Here is a 17,213-nt window from a genome sequence, read left to right on the forward strand (position 1 = left end):
TCCTAATGAGCCCCAGTGTGTTTAGCAAAACAATAGTGGATACCGCGTCAGTTCAGGTACGGCGACCAGGACGGTTCGCGGATATCGCCTTGAACGGTTGGAATCGGGAGTCGCACGCGCCCGTTTGTGGACACGAGCATCAGGACTCCCCGGCCCTGCTGGCGGGTGGCGTAGATTAGCATGGTGCCGTTTGGCGCAACAGTGGGCGAGTCATCCAGAGTGGTGCCGGAAAGGATGCGCGGAGCACCGCCACGCACCAGGTCCATGGCCGCCACCTTGAAGTTGGTGAAGCCGTCCTGGCGGTGGATCATCACCAGGGTCTTTTCATCAGCCGAGAGCTTCGGGTTGGCGTTGTAGTTGCCCACGAAGGTAACGCGCTGCGGCTCGCCGCCGTTGATGTTGGTCTTGTAGATCTGCGGCTTGCCGGCGCGATCCGAGGTGAAATAGATGGTCTGGCCATCGGCGCCCCAGAAGGGTTCGGTGTCGATCGCCATGTGATTGGTGACGCGGCGCAGCTGACGGCTGCCCAGGTCCATCACGTAGATCTCCGGGTTGCCGTCCTTGGACAGCACGAACGCCAGGCGATTGCCTTCCGGCGACCAGGCCGGCGCGCCGTTCAGGCCTTCGAAGTTGGTGATCTGCTCGCGGCGACCGGTGTCGACGTGCTGGATGAAGATGCGCGGGCGCTTCTGCTCGAAGGAGACATAGGCGATACGGCGGCCATCCGGCGCGTAGCGCGGCGAGAGGATCGGCTCACGCGACTGCAGCAGGGTCACGGCGCGCTGGCCGTCATAGTCCGAACGTTGCAGGGTGTAGCGGGTGTTGTTCACCGAGAAGCGCTCTGCGGTCACGTAGAGCATGCGGGTGGAGAACGCCCCCTTCACGCCGGTGAGCTTCTCGAAGGACTGGTCGGCCACGTAGTGCGCCATGTCGCGCAGTTGGTCGGTGGAGCCACTGACGCTGCCGGCGAACACCTGTTGCTCGGTGGCGACGTTGAACAGGGCGAACTGCACTTGCAGGCGGCCGCCAGCCGGAGCGATGTTGCCCACTAGCACGTATTGGGCGCCAAGGGCTTTCCAGTCGCGGTAGATCACTTCGCTGGCCTGGGTCGGCAGGCTGATCATGTTCTGCCGCGGGATGGGCTCGAAGTAGCCCGAGTTGCGCAGGTCGTTGCCGATGATCTCGGACATGTCTTCGGGCAGGACGTTGCCGCCCTGCCAGCCGAAGGGCACTACGGCGACGGGAACCGCGCGATCAGCGCCAGTGCGCACCAGAATGTTCTTTTCTTCGGCCTGAGCGACGCCAGCCAAGAAGAAAAGAGTTAACAGAACACCTTTAAGAATCTTCATCACAACGCTAGGTCCTCAGGCGTGAATGTCATCTTGAATGAACGATAGGGATTGAAGTCTGCGGAACTCATACCCTGCATCTCGGTTATACGACCCACATTCTTCACTGCGCTGATGGCCGATTGGTCAAATGCCGAATCACCACTCGAGCGCGATATCGAAGCGTTGGTGATGGTGCCGTCCGGCAGCATATTGATCTGAACAACGACCGACATGCCATTGCGCGCCGACGGTGGCCTTGTCCACAGCTCCGATACTCTAGAACGAATCAGGTCGTCATAATTACCCGCCGTCTTGTCACCCACCTCATCGGCCAGCGCTTGCTCGCGCTCTACCTTATCGGAGAGCAATTCGGCGAGCGCGGCAGCCTTCTTCTCATCATTCGATTTGCGCTTGGCCTCCTCCGCTGCCTTTTTCTTCGCGGCTTCGGCGGCGGCCTTCTTCTTCGCATCCTCGGCAGCCTTCTTCTTCGCCGCCTCGGCTGCAGCTTTCTTCTTCGCCTCTTCAGCGGCTTTCTTCTTGGCCTCTTCGGCAGCCTTTTTCTTGGCTTCCTCTTCGGACTTCTTCTTGGCGATGTCGGCCTGCTGCTTCTTGGCCTCCTCAGCTTTCTTGGCGTCGTCGGCCTTCTTGGCTTCGGCCGCCTCTTCCGCTTTTCGAGCTTCGTCGGCTTTCTTTTGTTCCGCAGCCTTGGCGGCAGCGACCTTCTGCTGCTCCAGCTTCTGCTGCTCGGCCTTCTTCTGCTCCATCTGCTCGGTTTCGTACTGCGGAGCAGCGGCTTTCTTGGCTTCGCCGGCGATCTTCTGGTTGGTCTGGGTGGTCGCCTGGCTCTGCGATTTCAGCTGATACAGCGTAGCCTGCACGATGGGGCGCGCCGGCGGCAGTTCAGGAGTGAAGGCGAAACTGACGAACAGCGTGCCGAAGATCAGCACGTGCAAGCCTATGGCCCAGACCGCGGGCCAGAAGTAGCTTTCCGATGGGGAGCGTTCGCTCTGCTGCTGCATCAGGGCGCCTCGGTGATCAGCCCGACATTACCCACGCCGGCCTGCTGCAGGCCGCCCATGACGGCCATCACGGAGCCGTAGTCGACGGCCTTGTCGCCACGCACGAAGACCTGGACCTTCTTACCCTGGCTGGTGTTCTGGCTCATGATCGCCGTGACCGCCTGGACCAGCTGCGGCAATGTGCTGGACGTCTCGCTGGCCTTGCCCTGGTCCGGGTCCACTTCCTCGCCCATGTTCCAGTAGTAGCTTTTGTCGGCCTTGATGGAGATGGTCAGCACCCGGGAATCGTTGTCCTGGGGCAGCGCCTCGCTGGAGACCTTCGGCAAGTCGACCTTGACGCCCTGGTTGAGCATGGGCGCAGTCACCATGAAGATGACCAGCAGCACCAACATCACGTCGATGTAGGGCACCACGTTCATCTCGGCAACCGGCTTGCGTTTGTGGCGAATTCTGGCCATGGCGTGAAACCTGTCCTCTATTGAACCTGCGTCTTATTCGTCGCTGGTGTGCACTTTGCGGTGCAGGATGGCCTGGAACTCGTCGGCGAAGGTGTAGTAGCGACTGATCAGGGTCTCACCACGCGCGGCGAAGCGGTTGTACGCGATGACCGCCGGGATCGCCGCGAACAGGCCGATGGCTGTAGCGATCAGCGCCTCGGCAATGCCGGGGGCCACGGTGGCCAGGGTCGCCTGCTGCACCTGAGCCAGGCCGCGGAAGGAATTCATGATCCCCCAGACGGTGCCGAACAGGCCGATGTAGGGGCTGGTGGAGCCGACGGTGGCGAGGAACGGCAGGCTCTGCTCGAGCTTCTCTTCCTCACGGGAGATGGCCACACGCATGGCGCGGGCCACGCCTTCCATCACCGCATCCGGGTCTACGCCAGGCTGCTGGCGCAGGCGGGAGAACTCCTTGAAGCCGGCACGGAAGATCTGCTCGACGCCGGAATCCGGGTCCGGGTTGCTACCGGCCTGGCGATACAGCTTGGACAGGTCGATGCCCGACCAGAAACGCTCCTCGAAGGACACGAGGGACTTCTTGGCCGCGCGCAGCAGATTGCTGCGTTGGAAAATCATGATCCACGAGGTGACCGAGGCGGCCACCAGAGTGAGCATGACCAGTTGCACCACGATGCTGGCGTTGCTGATCAGGCTCCACATGGAGGTATGGTCGACGACGTTGGCTTCCACGCTTAGTCTCCTGCAGGGGATTGGCCCGGTACGGCGGCGAAGGCTGAACGCAGCGCTTCGGGGATCGCCCGGGGTTTCAAACTGTCGGCGCGCACACAGGCCACCAGGAACTGCCCTTCACAGAGCAGCGCATCATCCGTAGCCCGCCTCACCTGTTGACGAAAGCGCAGGCTGGCACGGTTCAATTCGATCACTTCGGCGCTGATGGTCAGCTCGTCGTCGAGCCTGGCGGGGGCGTGATAACGCGCCTCGGCCGAGTGCACGACGAACAACAGGTTCTCCCCGACCAGCTCGGACTGGGCAAAGCCCAGGCTCCGCAGGCATTCGGTTCGAGCCCGTTCCATGAACTTGAGGTAGTTGACGTAATAGACGATGCCACCGGCATCGGTGTCTTCGTAATAGACGCGGCTCCGATGCACGAAAGGCTGGGCCCCATTTTGCGCGCGCATACTCTAGTGCTTACTCCAAAGGTTGCCAATCGGGCCGGGTAACTGTTTTTTTCATCCCCGGCCCCCGCCGCTCGCTTCGACAGCGATTTCCCTTATTCGTCCCCCGCCCCGGAGAAATCATCAGCGGGCGGCTCGACCATGCGCTTGGGCAGGTTCAACCCGAAATGCAGGTAGGCATGACGGGTGACCACACGCCCACGCGGCGTGCGCATGATGTAGCCCTGCTGGATCAGATAGGGCTCGAGAACATCCTCGATGGTGTGACGTTCCTCACTGATCGCCGCCGCCAGGTTGTCGACGCCTACCGGGCCACCGTCGAACTTGTCGATCATCGCCAATAGCAGACGCCGGTCCTGGTGGTCGAAGCCACGTTCGTCGACGTCCAGCAGGTTGAGCGCCTGGTCGGCAATGACCCGGGTGATCTGCCCCTGGCCACGGACTTCGGCGAAATCGCGCACCCGTCGCAATAGGCGGTTGGCGATACGCGGCGTACCACGGGCGCGGCGGGCGATCTCGAAGGCGCCCTCCGGCTCGATGTGCAAGCCGAGGATGCCGGCAGAGCGGGTGACGATGCTGGTCAGGTCCGCAGTGCTGTAGAACTCCAGGCGCTGGACGATGCCGAAGCGGTCGCGCAGCGGGTTGGTCAGCATGCCGGCGCGGGTAGTGGCGCCGACCAGGGTGAAGGGCGGCAGGTCGAGCTTGATCGAGCGGGCCGCCGGCCCCTCGCCGATCATGATGTCGAGCTGGAAGTCCTCCATCGCCGGGTACAGCACTTCTTCGACGATGGGCGACAGGCGGTGGATTTCGTCGACGAAGAGCACATCGCCGGACTCGAGGTTGGTCAGCAGCGCCGCCAGGTCACCCGGGCGCTCCAGCACGGGGCCGGACGTGCTCTTGATCGAGACGCCCATTTCCTGGGCGATGATGTTGGCCAGGGTGGTCTTGCCCAGGCCCGGCGGGCCGAAGATCAGCGTGTGATCGAGCGCCTCGCTGCGCCCGCGGGCCGCCTGGATGAACAGTTCCATCTGCTCACGCACGGTCGGCTGGCCGACATAGTCGGCGAGGCTCAGCGGGCGGATGGCCCGGTCCAGCTGCTCGTCGCGGTCGCGGCTGCTGGCGGTTATCAGGCGGTCTGCTTCGATCATGCGGTGTTACACCATTCCTTTCAGGGCACGGCGGATCAGTTCTTCGCTGGAAAGCCCTTCTTCCTTGATGGCTGCAACGGCACGGCTGGCTTCCTGGGGCTTGAAGCCCAGGGAGATCAGGGCGCTGAGCGCATCGTTTTCGGCGCTGGAGGCGGCAGCCTTGAGCGGCTCCACCACCAGGGTGGAAATGCTCGGCATGGTTTCCCAGGCCTTGAAACGGTCCTTCAGCTCCACCAGCAGGCGCTCGGCGGTCTTCTTGCCCACACCGGGGATCTTCACCAGGGTCGAGGTGTCCTGGGCCTGCACGCAACGCACCAGCTCATCCACTTCCAGCCCGGACATCAGCGCCAGGGCCAGCTTCGGGCCAACGCCGTTGAGACGGATCAGCTCACGGAACAGCTCACGCTCGCGCTTCTCGAAGAAGCCGTAGAGCAGGTGCGCATCCTCACGCACCACCAGATGGGTGTGCAGGGTCACGGGCTCGCCGGTCGAGGGCAGGCGGTAGAGGGTGGTCATGGGCACTTCCAGCTCGTAGCCGACGCCGTTGACATCGAGAATCAGGTGCGGCGGCTGTTTTTCCGCCAGGGTGCCACGCAAACGTCCAATCACGAAGTGCGTCCTTATATGGGGTTACAAACGGAGCCGCCCGCCACGGCGCTTGGCGGTTGCCAGGCCATGGGGAATCAGGCTCTGCCGGTGGTGCGCATGGCACAGGGCGATGGCCAGGGCGTCGGAGGCGTCGATCTGTGGCTTCTGCACCAGCTTGAGCAGGTGCATGACCATCATCTGCACCTGCTGCTTGTCGGCGCCACCGGTGCCGGCGATGGCCTGCTTGACCTGGCTGGCGCTGTACTCGGCCACCTCCAACCCTTCCTCGCTGGCCGCGACTATGGCGGCACCGCGAGCCTGGCCCAGCTTGAGGGCGGAGTCGGCGTTGCGCGCCATGAACACCTTTTCGATGCCCATGGTCACCGGCCCGTAGGTCTGGATGACCTCACGCACGCCACGGAAGACGATCAGCAGGCGCTCCTGCAGCTCGCCGCTGCCGGTGCGGATGCAGCCGGAAGCGATGTATTCACAGCCGCGCCCGGTATCGCGAACCACGCCGTAACCGGTGATGCGCGAACCAGGGTCGATACCGAGGATCAGGGTCATTGGCGCTCTATATCAGGTGCCCAAGTAAAAAAGCCGAAGCGTCGGCTCCGGCTTTTTCGTGTCAGCCCAGCTGGGCCATCACATCGTCGGGGATGTCCACGTTGCTGTAGACGTTCTGCACGTCGTCGAGGTCTTCGAGCATGTCGATGAGCTTCAACACCTTCTGCGCGGTTTCCACATCGGTGATCGGTGCGCTGATCGAGGGGATCATCGCCACTTCTGCCTCGTCACCCTTGAAACCGGCGGCGGTGAGCGCTTCGTTGACGCTGAGGAAGTCGGCGAAGGAGGTGTACACCTCGACCGAGCCGTCTTCAGCGGCAACCACGTCATCGGCACCCGCTTCCAGCGCGGCTTCCATCAGGGCGTCTTCATTCACGCCAGGGGCGTAGCTGATCTGGCCCTTGCGGTCGAACATGTAGGCCACCGAACCATCGGTTCCGAGGTTGCCGCCACACTTGCTGAAGGCGTGACGCACTTCAGCGGCGGTGCGGTTGCGGTTGTCGGTCATGGCTTCGACGATAATTGCCACGCCGCTCGGCGCATAACCCTCGTAGCTCAGCTCGACCATGTTGTCGGCTTCGTTGGAGCCGGCGCCACGGGCGATCGCGCGATCGATGGTGTCGCGGGTCATGTTGGCGGTGAGCGCCTTGTCCACGGCCAGGCGCAGACGCGGGTTGTCCGCCGGGTTGCCACCGCCATGCTTGGCGGCAACGGTCAGCTCACGGATGAGCTTGGTGAAGATCTTGCCGCGCTTGGCGTCCTGGCGCTCCTTGCGGTGCTTGATGTTGGCCCATTTGGAATGACCAGCCATATCTGACTCCGTGCTTGCTAGGTGGCGGCGGCGCACCGGGCGCCACCGTCGGGATGGAACGGTTTACTCGGCCTTGGGCTGTTCGCGCAGGCGGATGTGCAGTTCGCGCAGTGCCTTGCCATCCACGCTGCCCGGAGCCTGGGTCATGACGTCGCCGGCGCTCTGGGTTTTCGGGAAGGCGATCACTTCGCGGATCGACGCAGCACCGGTCATCAGCATGACCAGGCGATCCAGGCCGAAGGCCAGACCACCGTGCGGCGGAGCACCGTACTTCAGCGCATCGAGGAGGAAGCCGAACTTCTCTTCCTGCTCGGCATCGTCGATGCCCAGCACGCGGAACACGGCCTGCTGCATGGCCTTGTCGTGGATACGGATGGAGCCGCCGCCCAGTTCGGTGCCGTTGAGCACCATGTCATAGGCACGGGACAGCTTGCCGGCCGGGTTGGCCTCCAGCTCTTCCGGGCTGCACTTGGGCGCAGTGAACGGGTGGTGCAGGGAGGTGAGGCTGCCGTCGTCGTTCTCTTCGAACATCGGGAAGTCGACGACCCACATCGGCGCCCATTCCTTGGTGAGCAGGTTGAGGTCATGGCCGACCTTGATGCGCAGGGCACCCAGGGCGTCGCAGACGACCTTGGCCTTGTCGGCACCGAAGAACACGATGTCGCCATCGACCGCACCGACGCGATCGAGGATCACGTTGAGGTTCGGCTCGGCGATGTTCTTGACGATCGGCGACTGCAGGCCGTCGATACCGTTGGCGCGCTCGTTGACCTTGATGTAGGCCAGGCCCTTGGCACCGTAGATGCCGACGAACTTGGTGTAGTCGTCGATCTGCTTGCGCGGCATGCTCGCCCCGCCCGGAACGCGCAGTGCGGCAACGCGGCCTTTCGGATCGTTGGCCGGGCCGGAGAAGACCTTGAATTCAACGTCCTTCAGTTGGTCGGCAACGTCCACCAGTTCCAGCGGGATGCGCAGGTCGGGCTTGTCCGAGCCGTAGCGGCGCATAGCTTCTTCGAAGGGCATGTGCGGGAACTCGTCGAACTCGACGTCGAGGACTTCCTTGAACAGCTGGCGAACCATCTTCTCGGTGATGGCGATGATATCGCTCTCGTCGAGGAAGCTGGTTTCGATGTCGATCTGGGTGAATTCCGGCTGACGGTCGGCACGCAGGTCTTCGTCGCGGAAGCATTTGGCGATCTGGTAGTAGCGATCGAAGCCGGCAACCATCAGCAGCTGCTTGAACAGCTGGGGCGATTGCGGCAGGGCGAAGAAGTTGCCCGGGTAGGTGCGGCTCGGCACCAGGTAGTCACGCGCGCCTTCCGGAGTCGGGCGACCGAGGATCGGCGTCTCGACGTCGAGGAAGCCGTTCTCGTCCAGGTAGCGGCGAATGCTGCTGGTGATGCGCGCGCGCAGCTTCAGCTTGGCGGCCATTTCCGGGCGACGCAGGTCGATGAAGCGGTAGCGCAGACGGGTCTCTTCGCCCACGTCGGAGTATTCGTCCAGCGGGAAAGGCGGGGTCTCGGCCTGGTTGAGGACTTCGAGCTCATAGCCCAGCACTTCGATACCGCCGGACGCCATGTTGGCGTTGACCGCACCGGCCGGGCGCGGACGCACCTTGCCGGTCACCTTGACGACGTACTCGCTGCGCACGCGGTCAGCCTTGGCGAAGGTCTCGGCGCGATCCGGGTCGAACACCACCTGGGCCAGGCCTTCACGATCACGGATGTCGAGGAAGATGACCCCGCCATGGTCACGGCGACGGTGGACCCAGCCGCAAAGTGTGATTTCCTGGCCGTCCAGGCTCTCGTTCAGTTGGCCGCAATAGTGGCTGCGCATCATGGTCGTGTTTCGCTTCTCTTGAGTCTTGAATTCGTCGGGCCGCCAGTGTGCGTGCCGTCGATGACCGCGAACGGGCTGCGAATCGCCGCCGGGCATCGGGACCACACTGCCGCTGGCCAGGGACCGGTGGCAAAGGGGCGGATTATATATGGTTAATCGACACCGCGCAGCCGCCCGCCGGAAGCCTTTCTATACTGAAGGGCCCAAGCCGGTGGAGGACCATCCATGGCCACGCCTCGCCCCGTCGACATCACCACGGACCTGCTGGACGACTTCCGCCAGGAGACACGCGAGCAGTTCTCCCGCTGCGAGCACCTGCTGATCGAACTCGAGCGCCATCCCGATGACGACGAGCGCCTGCGCGAGCTGTTCCGCCTGGTGCACACGCTCAAGGGCAACCTCGGCTACGTCGGGCTGGACCGGCTGAACACCCTGCCCCAGGCCCTGGAGGATGTGCTCGCCCAATTGCGCGAAGGCACCCTGGTGTTCGACAGCCTGCTGGGCGACATCCTCCTGCTGCTGCAGGACCGCCTGCGCCTGCAGATCGAACAGGCGCTGAAGGGCGACACCCGCGAACCGGCGGACATCCGCTCACTGAGCAAAGCCCTCAAGGCACTGGCCAATGCCCCCGAACAGCGCCAGGCGGAACTGCGCAGCGCGCTGCTGCATCGCCTGGACCCGAGCACGCGCCTGCTGCCCCCCGAACCCGAAGCGAAGAACACTGGCCCCCTGGCCCGCCACGGCCTGGAAGACGAACCCGACCTGCGGTTCTTCGCCGAGCTGATGCTGGCGGCGGAGAACCGCTCGCGCTTCTGGCTGGGCCGTGGCCAGCGCCAGCTGGAACTCGCCCTGGCGATGAACGAGCGCGCCGGGCGCCCCGTATCGCCCCGCCAGCTGGCCGCAGCCGTGTGCCTGCACGACCTGGGCATGGCGCTGCTACCGCTGGAGCTGCTGCACAAGCAGGAGCCACTCAACCATGACGAGCGCCGGCGCATGCAATCCCACCCGCGCATGGGGGCGGAACTGCTCAAGCGCATGCCGCAATGGGAAGACGCCGCCGAGATCATCCTGCAGCACCAGGAGCACGCCGACGGCAGCGGCTACCCCAAGGGCCTGCATGAAACGGAGATCAGCCCCGGCGCACTGATCCTCGACATCGTCGACACCTTCGACGCCCGCACCCATGAGCGTGCCCACCAGACACTGAGCAAACGCCCACTGCTGCGCGCCATCCTGGAGATCAACGGCCTCGGCGGCAGCCAGTTCAGCGCCTACTGGGTCAATATGTTCAACCTCTGCCTGCAGGAAGACCCCGCCCTCGCCCACCTTTGATTCGGTTGTCGCCCCCTCGCCCCCTGACTAAGCTGCCCACGCAGCCCGGCCACCCGTGACGGGGCAGAACCAACAAGGAGTCCAGATGCAGGCGCTAGAAGGGAAAGTCGCAGTGGTGACGGGAGCAGGATCAGGCATCGGCCGCGCACTGGCTCACCAACTGGCCGCCGAAGGCTGCCACCTGGCGCTGGCCGACCTCGACCGGGAAAACCTCAGCCAGGTGGCCAGTGAACTGCAACGCGACGGGCTGAAGATCACCACCCACCCGCTGGATGTCGCCGAACGCGCGGCTGTCTACGCCTTCGCCGACGAGGTGCTGGCCGCCCACGGCAGCGTGCAACTGGTGATCAACAATGCCGGCGTCGCCCTTTCGCAAACGATCGCGGAGCTGCGCTACGACGACTTCGAATGGATCATGAACATTAACTTCTGGGGCGTGGTACACGGCACCAAGGCCTTCCTGCCGCACCTGCTGAAGAACAACGAAGGACAGATCGTCAACGTCTCCAGCATTTTCGGCATCATCAGCCTGCCCACCCAGGGCGCCTACAACGCCAGCAAGTTCGCCGTCCGCGGCTTCACCGAAGCCCTGCGCCAGGAGCTGGCGCACACGGGAGTGAAAGCCGCCTGCGTGCACCCCGGCGGCATCCGCACCAATATCGCCAAGGCCGCACGCTTCTACCAGGGGCCCGACGGCCGCCAGGACGCCGCCCGTGCAGCAGCGCAGTTCGACAAGGTGGCCCGCACCACACCCGACGAAGCCGCCCGGGTGATACTCGACGGCATTCGTCGGCAACACCCGCGCATCCTGATCGGCGCCGACGCCCGCCTGCTCGACCGCATCCAGCGGCTGTTGCCGGCCAGCTACCCGCGAATCCTGGCGAAACTGCTCGGCCGTCGCTGACGTTATCGACGGTCGATAGCCTCAACGCATCGCAACGATTGATATAAGCCAAGGCAGACCATGGGGCGCTCTATGCTAGGCTCTGCCGCATCACAGGCCCTAGCCAGGCCCTGGCCACTGAGAGGAGTAAAGGCATGGAAATCAATATCGGAATCGCCGAACAGGATCGCGCAGCTATCGCCGAGGGCCTGTCCCGCTTGCTGGCGGACACCTACACCCTCTACCTCAAGACCCACAACTTCCACTGGAACGTCACCGGGCCGATGTTCAACACCCTGCACCTGATGTTCGAAGGGCAGTACACCGAACTGGCACTGGCCGTGGACTCCATCGCCGAGCGCATTCGCGCCCTGGGCTTCCCGGCACCGGGCACCTACGCCTCTTATGCGCGCCTGTCGTCGATCAAGGAAGAAGAAGGCGTACCCGCTTCCGAAGACATGATCCGCCAACTGGTGCAGGGCCAGGAAGCCGTTGTACGCACCGCCCGCGGCATCTTCCCGCTGCTGGACAAGGTCAGCGACGAGCCGACCGCCGACCTGCTGACCCAGCGCATGCAGGTCCATGAAAAGACCGCCTGGATGCTGCGCAGCCTACTCGCCAGCTGATCACGGAAAATCTCCAGCAAAGGCCCGGTTCTCCGGGCCTTTCGCTATGCGCAAAAGCCTGCCTGAACTATGCTCTGGCAATCCGCTCCCGACACAGTGACGCGAATGAGTCAGCCGCCGAAAACACCCCTGCTCATCGAGCTGTTCCCTGAAGAAACCCGCGAAGCAGCCGAGTTGCTCAAGCAGGCGGTACCCCTCATGGTGCGCCACGACATTCCGCCGAATCCGGTGCACTACGCCCTCTGGTACACCTACAGCAAAGGCCTGGAGCCCGACCTCAACCGGCGCCTCGACAAGATCGTCAAGGACTTCGACAGTTTTCCCCCGGAATCCGCGATCAAGCTGTACCGCGACTACATCATCCGTGGCGAGCTGGACGCCGCCCGCGCCGGGCAACAGCAGGTCATCGAATTGGTGGATGACATCGAATCCGGCGTTACCCGCAGCGTTGTCGGCAGCACCGCCTACCAGCACAGCCTGACCCTCGGCCTCGCCGCCCTGCACGACCCGATCATCGACGACCTGCCCGGTGTCCTTGGCGAGCTGCAACAAAGCACCCAATTGATGCAAGAGCAGCAGGAACAATTCCTCTATCGACTGCGCGCCGCCCAATCGGAGATCCAGAACCTGCGCAACCAACTGGAAAAAGCCCAGATGGCCGCCACCCTGGACAGCCTCACCCAGGTGTTCAACCGCCACGCCTTCACCCGCCTGCTGGAACAGGCACTGGCCAACAGCCACGACGGGCTGGCCCTGGTGATGCTGGATATCGACCACTTCAAGCAGTTCAACGATCACTTCGGCCACCCCCTGGGTGACCGGGTGCTGCAGCACGTCGGCCAGTTGCTCCGCGAACTGCTCCCCCCCCGTGCCATGGCGGCCCGCTATGGCGGCGAAGAGTTCTGCGTAGTACTGCGGGACTGCTACGACCTGGCCACCGCTCACCAATTCGCCGAAAACCTGCGCCTGAAGTTCCAGTCGCTACGGGTCAAGGTGCGCCGCACTGACCAGGTCCTCGACACCATCACCGCCAGCTTCGGCCTGGCCCTGGCAGAGCCCGGCGACAACCTGGAAAGCCTGCTCACCCGGGCGGACGACGCCCTCTACCAGGCCAAGCGCAACGGCCGCAATCAGGTCCACCCCCAAGCCCCGGAAGCGGCGCTAACCGCTTGATTTGAGTAGCCCTCCTCTTTGCTGTTAAATACGGCCCGGTGCTCCCGGCCTCAAGTTGCCGAGGCCCGGAAACGACCCCCAGATCAGCCTTCCGTAAACCGGAACCGCTACCCGGATGGTCCTTCCGACGCGAGCGTTATCAAGGTGAGTCCATTGAATATGTTGAAGATCGTCCATCTGCTGACGGGCGCTGCTGCGCTCCTGTTGTCCTTCGTCCCTAGCCTGCGCACCGACGCCCTGCCCTACCTGCAACAACCCGATGCCCTTTATCTGGCACTGCTCGGCCTGCTCAACCTGCTGCTCGCACCCGTCGTACCGGCCTGGGCCAAGGGCCTGCGCAACCAATTGCAAGGCGTCGTCTCCGCCCTGCTGGTCCTAGCCGTGGTCCTGCAGACTCTGAACCTGCTCGCGCCGCTGTCCACCATCGGCAACCAGCCGGCCATCCTCCTCAGCCTGCTGACCGCCATCGCCGCCGTGCTGCTGCACCTGGCGATCAACCTGCGCAAGGTCACCCAGGCCGCCCCCCTGCCCCAGGACATGTCCAACCGCGAGACCGGCACGGTCAAGTGGTTCAACACCTCCAAGGGCTTCGGCTTCATCTCCCGCGACTCGGGCGATGACATCTTCGTGCACTTCCGCGCCATCCGCGGCGAAGGCCACCGCGTCCTGATCGAAGGGCAGCGCGTCGAGTTCTCCGTCATGCAACGCGACAAGGGCCTGCAAGCCGAAGACGTTATCGCCGCACTGCCTGGCCGCCGCTAAGTCAGCCACCAAAGAAAAGCCCGCCAGATGGCGGGCTTTTTCATGCACTCGATTCAATAGTGGGGGGGCGGCACGTCGTCATCACCACCGCCACCAAACTGCCCGATCAGTTCCTCCTGGCGCTTGGCCAAGGCAGCCAGTTGCAGCTGCAAACGCTCCACGACCCGCTGCTGCATGACCAGCACATCGTTGAGCGCCTGGATGGTGTCGTCCTGGAACGCCAGGCGGGTTTCCAGTTCGTTGATGCGCTCCTCCAGGCTCATGGCTGAACCTCAGCGAAACGGAAATCATCGGTAAGCACCAGGCGCAGCTTGGCCATCACCTCGTCGACCTGCTCCGCCGTATAGGGCTGCGCTGGATGCCGCCCCCACACCGGAGCGGGCCAGGCGGCATCTTCACGACGACGCGCGATCACATGCATATGCAGTTGGCTGACCACGTTGCCCAGGGTGGCGACGTTCATCTTGTCGGCGCCGAAGCTGTCCTTGAGCACCTCCGCCAGGCGAGTGGTTTCGCTCCACAGGCGCAGTTGGTCATCAGCATCGAGCTGGAACAGCTCGCTGACGTCCTCACGACGGGGCACGAGAATGAACCAGGGGTAGTGCACGTCATTCATCAGTAGCAGACGGCACAGCGGGAAATCTCCGACCTGCAGGCAATCCTGCTGCAGTCTCTGATCCAGGGCGAACATAACGACCTCTCCTGTTCTTCCGGGTGTAACCCAAGCTTAATCCCGCCCCGGCGACAGACAAAACAGCGCGAGACAGGAAACGGCGCGCAGGATACCCAAGGAAAGATTCCGGCGGAACCGTAAGCCCTTCTATATAAGGAGGCGCACGCATGCTGGCGCCCTGCGTCCTGAAAGTGCGCAGCGGTTACCGCAACGCACCAAAATCGCACACAGAGTCAAAGACCGTTACCCCACGCCACACTCGCCCCATCACGGGGCATGGCTCTAGCGAAGCCAACGCCACACCGCAACCCCCGGAAAGCATGAGAACACCCGCCATCCCCCAGGCTGACAGGCTGCACGGCAGAGCCGCCGGGCAACACCGGCCCGCCCCGAACGAGCCATCCGCCACACTGCGGCAAAATTTCCAGGCAAAGAACCCACTTTGAGCACGCTTGTTGCTTTAGAGGGAACAAGGTCGTAGCAGGCACCTGCAAGTGCCCGTACCCCGCCTTCGAAGTGCCGGCAACAGGCTGTCAAACAGCCATCAGCAGCGTGCAGTGAATGTAGGACGGAAGTGCAGGCTTAGTTGTGCTAAGTGCCCGCCCAGACCGCATAAAAATACGAAACGAAGGGATTGCAAGGCGAAAACTACGAATATGCGACATGCTCACACTGAATTTGCGACATGGCCGTGAAGAATTCGTAAGGAATAGAGTTGAACTATCGCCAACATAGACGTCGTGCTATAAGTTAGCGCCGACACAAAAAGAAAGAACCGCCTTCAACATATAAGAAAGCGGCGAGAATCTTCAAAAACCAAAGGAGCAATCACAATGCAAGTGATGAAGTGGAGCGCACTGGCCCTGGCCGTGACCGCCGGTACCACCCAACTGGCATTCGCCAGCGCCCAGGACGAATCCAAGGGCTTCGTTGAAGACAGCAAGCTGTCCGTTCTGAACAAGAACTACGCCTTCTACCGCGACTTCCGCAACAATGGCGTAAACAACGGTGGCGATGCAGACAACCAGAACTACCGCAACGAGTGGGCCCACGGCATCCTGGCCAACTACCAATCCGGCTACACCCAAGGCACCGTTGGCTTCGGCGTTGATGCACACGCTGCATTGGGCATCAAGCTGAACAGCGGCAAAGGCACTTCCGGCACGGGCTTGATGCCGATCGGTAGCGACGGCCGCGCCGAAGATGAATATTCCTATGCTGGCGGCGCAGTGAAGATCCGCGTCTCCAACACCGAGTTGAAATACGGCAACCTCGTCCCCACGGCTCCGGTATTCGCTACCGGCACCTCGCGCCTGTTCCCGGGTTCTGCCGAAGGCTTCCAGATCCTCAGCAGCGAAATCGAAGGTCTGTCCATTGATGCAGGTCACTTTACCTCCATTCGTGACGGCAGCTTGGCCACCAACAAGGACGGCAACATCGCACTTGCCTATGGCGGTACCAGAAACGCTAATGCCCTGAATGGCCCCGTGATCATCGACGCTAACAGCGCTGACTATATTGGCGGCACCTATGCCATCTCGGACCAGTTGTCCGTCAGCCTGTACGGCGCAGAACTGGAAGATATCTATCGCCAGTACTATGCCAACGCCAACTACAGCATCCCGCTGTCTGATGACCAAGCCCTGGGCTTCGACTTCAACATCTATCGCACCCTTGACGAAGGCAAGTCGAAAGCCGGTGAGATCGAAAACACCGCCTTCTCTCTCGCCGCGTCCTACTCGATCGGTGCCCACAAGCTGACCCTGGCCCACCAGCGCGTCAACGGCGATGAGCCGTTCGACTACATCAGCATGGACGGTAATAACTCCGGCGACTCCATCTTCCTGGCCAACTCCGTGCAGTACTCCGACTTCAACGCCCCGGGCGAGAAGTCCTGGCAACTGCGTTACGACCTGAATATGGCCACCCTTGGTGTACCGGGCCTGAGCTTCATGGCTCGCTACATCACCGGCTCCGATGCAGACGGCACTAAGGCGGACCCGAACGGCGCCTACGCTGGTGCTTTCGGCGAAGACGGCAAGGAGTGGGAACGCAACCTGGAAGCCAAGTACGTGGTTCAAGAGGGTCCGGCCAAGGATCTCTCCGTCCGTGTCCGCCACTCCACTTGGCGCGCCAACAACGACATGGGCGGCTTCTACTCCAACGACAGCAGCGCTGTCGACGAAGTTCGCATCATCACCGAGTACCCGCTGGACATCCTGTAATACAGGCCCCGCGGTTACTTCGATACAAAGAGCCCGGCTTATGCCGGGCTCTTTCTTTATATAGATACCTATACATACGGAGTTGATTGTTATTACCAACTAAAAGTTGTCGCCTCAGTCAGATTGGCAATGCATAAGTCCCCGTTACATGTGCCACCAGCTCATCTTCCCCGCCTTGTGAATACAACGACACTTCGCACACCGCCTGCCTTCTGCTCAACCTGAGTATCCGCGCATCAGCGAGCAGATCCACAGCCTGCGGCCGCGCCAGGAAGTTGATGTTGAGGTTGCTGGTCACCGCCATCTCCACCCGCCCCAACCTGCCGAGCACCACTGCATACATCGCCGCATCAGCCAGCGCCATGATGGTCGGGCCGGACAGGGTGCCGCCCGGCCGCACCAATTTGGGCTGGAAGGGGACCCGCGCCAGTGCACCCGCTTCGTCGAGGCGCTCGATGCGCAGGTCGATATCCTCGGCCATGGGCACGCCCTGGCGGATCAGCGCCTCCACCTGTTTTGCACTCAAACCGCCCATCGCCTCTCCCCTTGCCGATTACCGGGCCGCAACCTGTACGCGCCCCAACGAGCGCCGTACAATGCCGA

Annotated in this window: 19 protein-coding genes and 1 pseudogene; 7 read left to right on the plus strand and 13 right to left on the minus strand. The window is 62.7% G+C overall.

Going from position 1 to position 17,213, the window contains the following annotated elements; genetic code table 11:
• Window positions 1-47: 47 nt before the first annotated feature.
• The 10 genes from tolB to aspS form a co-directional block, all read right to left on the minus strand.
• Window positions 48-1,349, minus strand: coding sequence for a Tol-Pal system beta propeller repeat protein TolB (gene tolB, locus PI990_RS24080; RefSeq protein ID WP_271658696.1), 1,302 nt, complete (start codon window positions 1,347-1,349; stop codon window positions 48-50).
• Complete coding sequence (gene tolA, locus PI990_RS24085; protein WP_271658697.1) at window positions 1,349-2,350, minus strand: cell envelope integrity protein TolA; 1,002 nt, start codon at window positions 2,348-2,350, stop codon at window positions 1,349-1,351. Before tolA ends, tolB begins: the two co-directional genes overlap by 1 nt.
• Entirely contained in the window at window positions 2,350-2,808 is a 459-nt protein-coding gene (gene tolR / locus PI990_RS24090; RefSeq protein WP_021221421.1) for a protein TolR, read from the minus strand. The genes tolA and tolR overlap by 1 nt, the downstream gene beginning before the upstream one ends.
• Before the next feature lie 33 nt (window positions 2,809-2,841).
• Complete coding sequence (gene tolQ / locus PI990_RS24095) at window positions 2,842-3,537, minus strand: protein TolQ (protein ID WP_021221422.1); 696 nt, start codon at window positions 3,535-3,537, stop codon at window positions 2,842-2,844.
• Window positions 3,538-3,539: 2 nt separating this feature from the next.
• Window positions 3,540-3,986 (minus strand): tol-pal system-associated acyl-CoA thioesterase, encoded by a 447-nt coding sequence (gene ybgC, locus PI990_RS24100; protein WP_021221423.1) that lies wholly within the window; start codon window positions 3,984-3,986, stop codon window positions 3,540-3,542.
• A gap of 92 nt (window positions 3,987-4,078) precedes the next feature.
• Window positions 4,079-5,131 carry a Holliday junction branch migration DNA helicase RuvB gene (gene ruvB / locus PI990_RS24105; protein WP_184487739.1) on the minus strand — a complete coding sequence of 351 codons (1,053 nt, stop codon included), beginning with the start codon at window positions 5,129-5,131 and terminating at the stop codon, window positions 4,079-4,081.
• Window positions 5,132-5,137: 6 nt separating this feature from the next.
• Window positions 5,138-5,740: a Holliday junction branch migration protein RuvA gene (gene ruvA / locus PI990_RS24110; RefSeq protein ID WP_031288464.1), complete on the minus strand. Its 603-nt coding sequence runs from the start codon at window positions 5,738-5,740 to the stop codon at window positions 5,138-5,140.
• Window positions 5,741-5,761: 21 nt separating this feature from the next.
• Window positions 5,762-6,286, minus strand: a complete 525-nt coding sequence (gene ruvC, locus PI990_RS24115) for a crossover junction endodeoxyribonuclease RuvC (protein ID WP_021221426.1) — start codon at window positions 6,284-6,286, stop codon at window positions 5,762-5,764.
• A 61-nt stretch (window positions 6,287-6,347) separates the two neighbouring features.
• Window positions 6,348-7,097 carry a YebC/PmpR family DNA-binding transcriptional regulator gene (locus tag PI990_RS24120; protein ID WP_021221427.1) on the minus strand — a complete coding sequence of 250 codons (750 nt, stop codon included), beginning with the start codon at window positions 7,095-7,097 and terminating at the stop codon, window positions 6,348-6,350.
• Window positions 7,098-7,160: 63 nt separating this feature from the next.
• Window positions 7,161-8,936, minus strand: coding sequence for an aspartate--tRNA ligase (gene aspS, locus PI990_RS24125; RefSeq protein ID WP_021221428.1), 1,776 nt, complete (start codon window positions 8,934-8,936; stop codon window positions 7,161-7,163).
• Between the two features lie 225 nt (window positions 8,937-9,161).
• On the opposite strand from aspS, the gene PI990_RS24130 reads away from it, so the two are divergent.
• The 6 genes and pseudogenes from PI990_RS24130 (at window position 9,162) to PI990_RS24150 (ending at window position 13,712) form a co-directional block, all read left to right on the plus strand.
• Window positions 9,162-10,268, plus strand: a complete 1,107-nt coding sequence (locus PI990_RS24130; RefSeq protein ID WP_265169517.1) for an HD domain-containing phosphohydrolase — start codon at window positions 9,162-9,164, stop codon at window positions 10,266-10,268.
• 85 nt (window positions 10,269-10,353) lie between these two features.
• Complete coding sequence (locus PI990_RS24135) at window positions 10,354-11,172, plus strand: SDR family oxidoreductase (protein ID WP_271658698.1); 819 nt, start codon at window positions 10,354-10,356, stop codon at window positions 11,170-11,172.
• A gap of 134 nt (window positions 11,173-11,306) precedes the next feature.
• Window positions 11,307-11,777 (plus strand): Dps family protein, encoded by a 471-nt coding sequence (locus PI990_RS24140; RefSeq protein WP_021221431.1) that lies wholly within the window; start codon window positions 11,307-11,309, stop codon window positions 11,775-11,777.
• 105 nt (window positions 11,778-11,882) lie between these two features.
• Complete coding sequence (locus PI990_RS24145; RefSeq protein WP_021221432.1) at window positions 11,883-12,950, plus strand: GGDEF domain-containing protein; 1,068 nt, start codon at window positions 11,883-11,885, stop codon at window positions 12,948-12,950.
• A 159-nt stretch (window positions 12,951-13,109) separates the two neighbouring features.
• Window positions 13,110-13,385: pseudogene (locus PI990_RS31465) on the plus strand (cold shock domain-containing protein membrane protein); the annotation flags it as partial.
• A 102-nt stretch (window positions 13,386-13,487) separates the two neighbouring features.
• On the plus strand, window positions 13,488-13,712 hold the full coding sequence (locus tag PI990_RS24150) for a cold shock domain-containing protein (RefSeq protein ID WP_164488216.1): 225 nt from the start codon (window positions 13,488-13,490) through the stop codon (window positions 13,710-13,712).
• 53 nt (window positions 13,713-13,765) lie between these two features.
• On the opposite strand, the gene PI990_RS24155 is transcribed toward PI990_RS24150, so the two are convergent.
• On the minus strand, window positions 13,766-13,975 hold the full coding sequence (locus PI990_RS24155; RefSeq protein ID WP_021221434.1) for a SlyX family protein: 210 nt from the start codon (window positions 13,973-13,975) through the stop codon (window positions 13,766-13,768).
• Window positions 13,972-14,403, minus strand: coding sequence for an HIT family protein (locus PI990_RS24160; protein WP_021221435.1), 432 nt, complete (start codon window positions 14,401-14,403; stop codon window positions 13,972-13,974). The genes PI990_RS24155 and PI990_RS24160 overlap by 4 nt, the downstream gene beginning before the upstream one ends.
• An 815-nt stretch (window positions 14,404-15,218) precedes the next feature.
• Between PI990_RS24160 and PI990_RS24165 the strand changes: the two genes are divergently transcribed.
• The gene (locus tag PI990_RS24165) at window positions 15,219-16,610 is read left to right on the plus strand and encodes an OprD family porin (protein WP_271658699.1); all 1,392 of its coding nucleotides are present in this window, start codon (window positions 15,219-15,221) and stop codon (window positions 16,608-16,610) included.
• A gap of 118 nt (window positions 16,611-16,728) precedes the next feature.
• Here PI990_RS24165 and PI990_RS24170 read toward each other — a convergent pair whose 3' ends face one another.
• On the minus strand, window positions 16,729-17,136 hold the full coding sequence (locus PI990_RS24170) for a PaaI family thioesterase (protein ID WP_184488102.1): 408 nt from the start codon (window positions 17,134-17,136) through the stop codon (window positions 16,729-16,731).
• Between the last annotated feature and the right edge of the window lie 77 nt (window positions 17,137-17,213).

The organism is Pseudomonas sp. TUM22785 (genome assembly GCF_028198105.1).
In the GTDB taxonomy this organism is placed as follows: domain Bacteria; phylum Pseudomonadota; class Gammaproteobacteria; order Pseudomonadales; family Pseudomonadaceae; genus Metapseudomonas; species Metapseudomonas solani.

What these genes read in the sequence shown, in the direction of transcription:
- tolB (WP_271658696.1), bottom strand. Translation starts at nt 1,349, where the DNA reads ATGAAGATTCTTAAAGGTGTTCTGTTAACTCTTTTCTTCTTGGCTGGC.
- PI990_RS24130 (WP_265169517.1), top strand. Translation starts at nt 9,162, where the DNA reads ATGGCCACGCCTCGCCCCGTCGACATCACCACGGACCTGCTGGACGAC.
- PI990_RS24145 (WP_021221432.1), top strand. Translation starts at nt 11,883, where the DNA reads ATGAGTCAGCCGCCGAAAACACCCCTGCTCATCGAGCTGTTCCCTGAA.
- ruvC (WP_021221426.1), bottom strand. Translation starts at nt 6,286, where the DNA reads ATGACCCTGATCCTCGGTATCGACCCTGGTTCGCGCATCACCGGTTAC.
- PI990_RS24140 (WP_021221431.1), top strand. Translation starts at nt 11,307, where the DNA reads ATGGAAATCAATATCGGAATCGCCGAACAGGATCGCGCAGCTATCGCC.
- PI990_RS24120 (WP_021221427.1), bottom strand. Translation starts at nt 7,097, where the DNA reads ATGGCTGGTCATTCCAAATGGGCCAACATCAAGCACCGCAAGGAGCGC.
- PI990_RS24135 (WP_271658698.1), top strand. Translation starts at nt 10,354, where the DNA reads ATGCAGGCGCTAGAAGGGAAAGTCGCAGTGGTGACGGGAGCAGGATCA.
- PI990_RS24160 (WP_021221435.1), bottom strand. Translation starts at nt 14,403, where the DNA reads ATGTTCGCCCTGGATCAGAGACTGCAGCAGGATTGCCTGCAGGTCGGA.
- PI990_RS24155 (WP_021221434.1), bottom strand. Translation starts at nt 13,975, where the DNA reads ATGAGCCTGGAGGAGCGCATCAACGAACTGGAAACCCGCCTGGCGTTC.
- PI990_RS24150 (WP_164488216.1), top strand. Translation starts at nt 13,488, where the DNA reads ATGTCCAACCGCGAGACCGGCACGGTCAAGTGGTTCAACACCTCCAAG.
- tolA (WP_271658697.1), bottom strand. Translation starts at nt 2,350, where the DNA reads ATGCAGCAGCAGAGCGAACGCTCCCCATCGGAAAGCTACTTCTGGCCC.
- ruvB (WP_184487739.1), bottom strand. Translation starts at nt 5,131, where the DNA reads ATGATCGAAGCAGACCGCCTGATAACCGCCAGCAGCCGCGACCGCGAC.
- ybgC (WP_021221423.1), bottom strand. Translation starts at nt 3,986, where the DNA reads ATGCGCGCGCAAAATGGGGCCCAGCCTTTCGTGCATCGGAGCCGCGTC.
- tolR (WP_021221421.1), bottom strand. Translation starts at nt 2,808, where the DNA reads ATGGCCAGAATTCGCCACAAACGCAAGCCGGTTGCCGAGATGAACGTG.
- PI990_RS24165 (WP_271658699.1), top strand. Translation starts at nt 15,219, where the DNA reads ATGCAAGTGATGAAGTGGAGCGCACTGGCCCTGGCCGTGACCGCCGGT.
- aspS (WP_021221428.1), bottom strand. Translation starts at nt 8,936, where the DNA reads ATGATGCGCAGCCACTATTGCGGCCAACTGAACGAGAGCCTGGACGGC.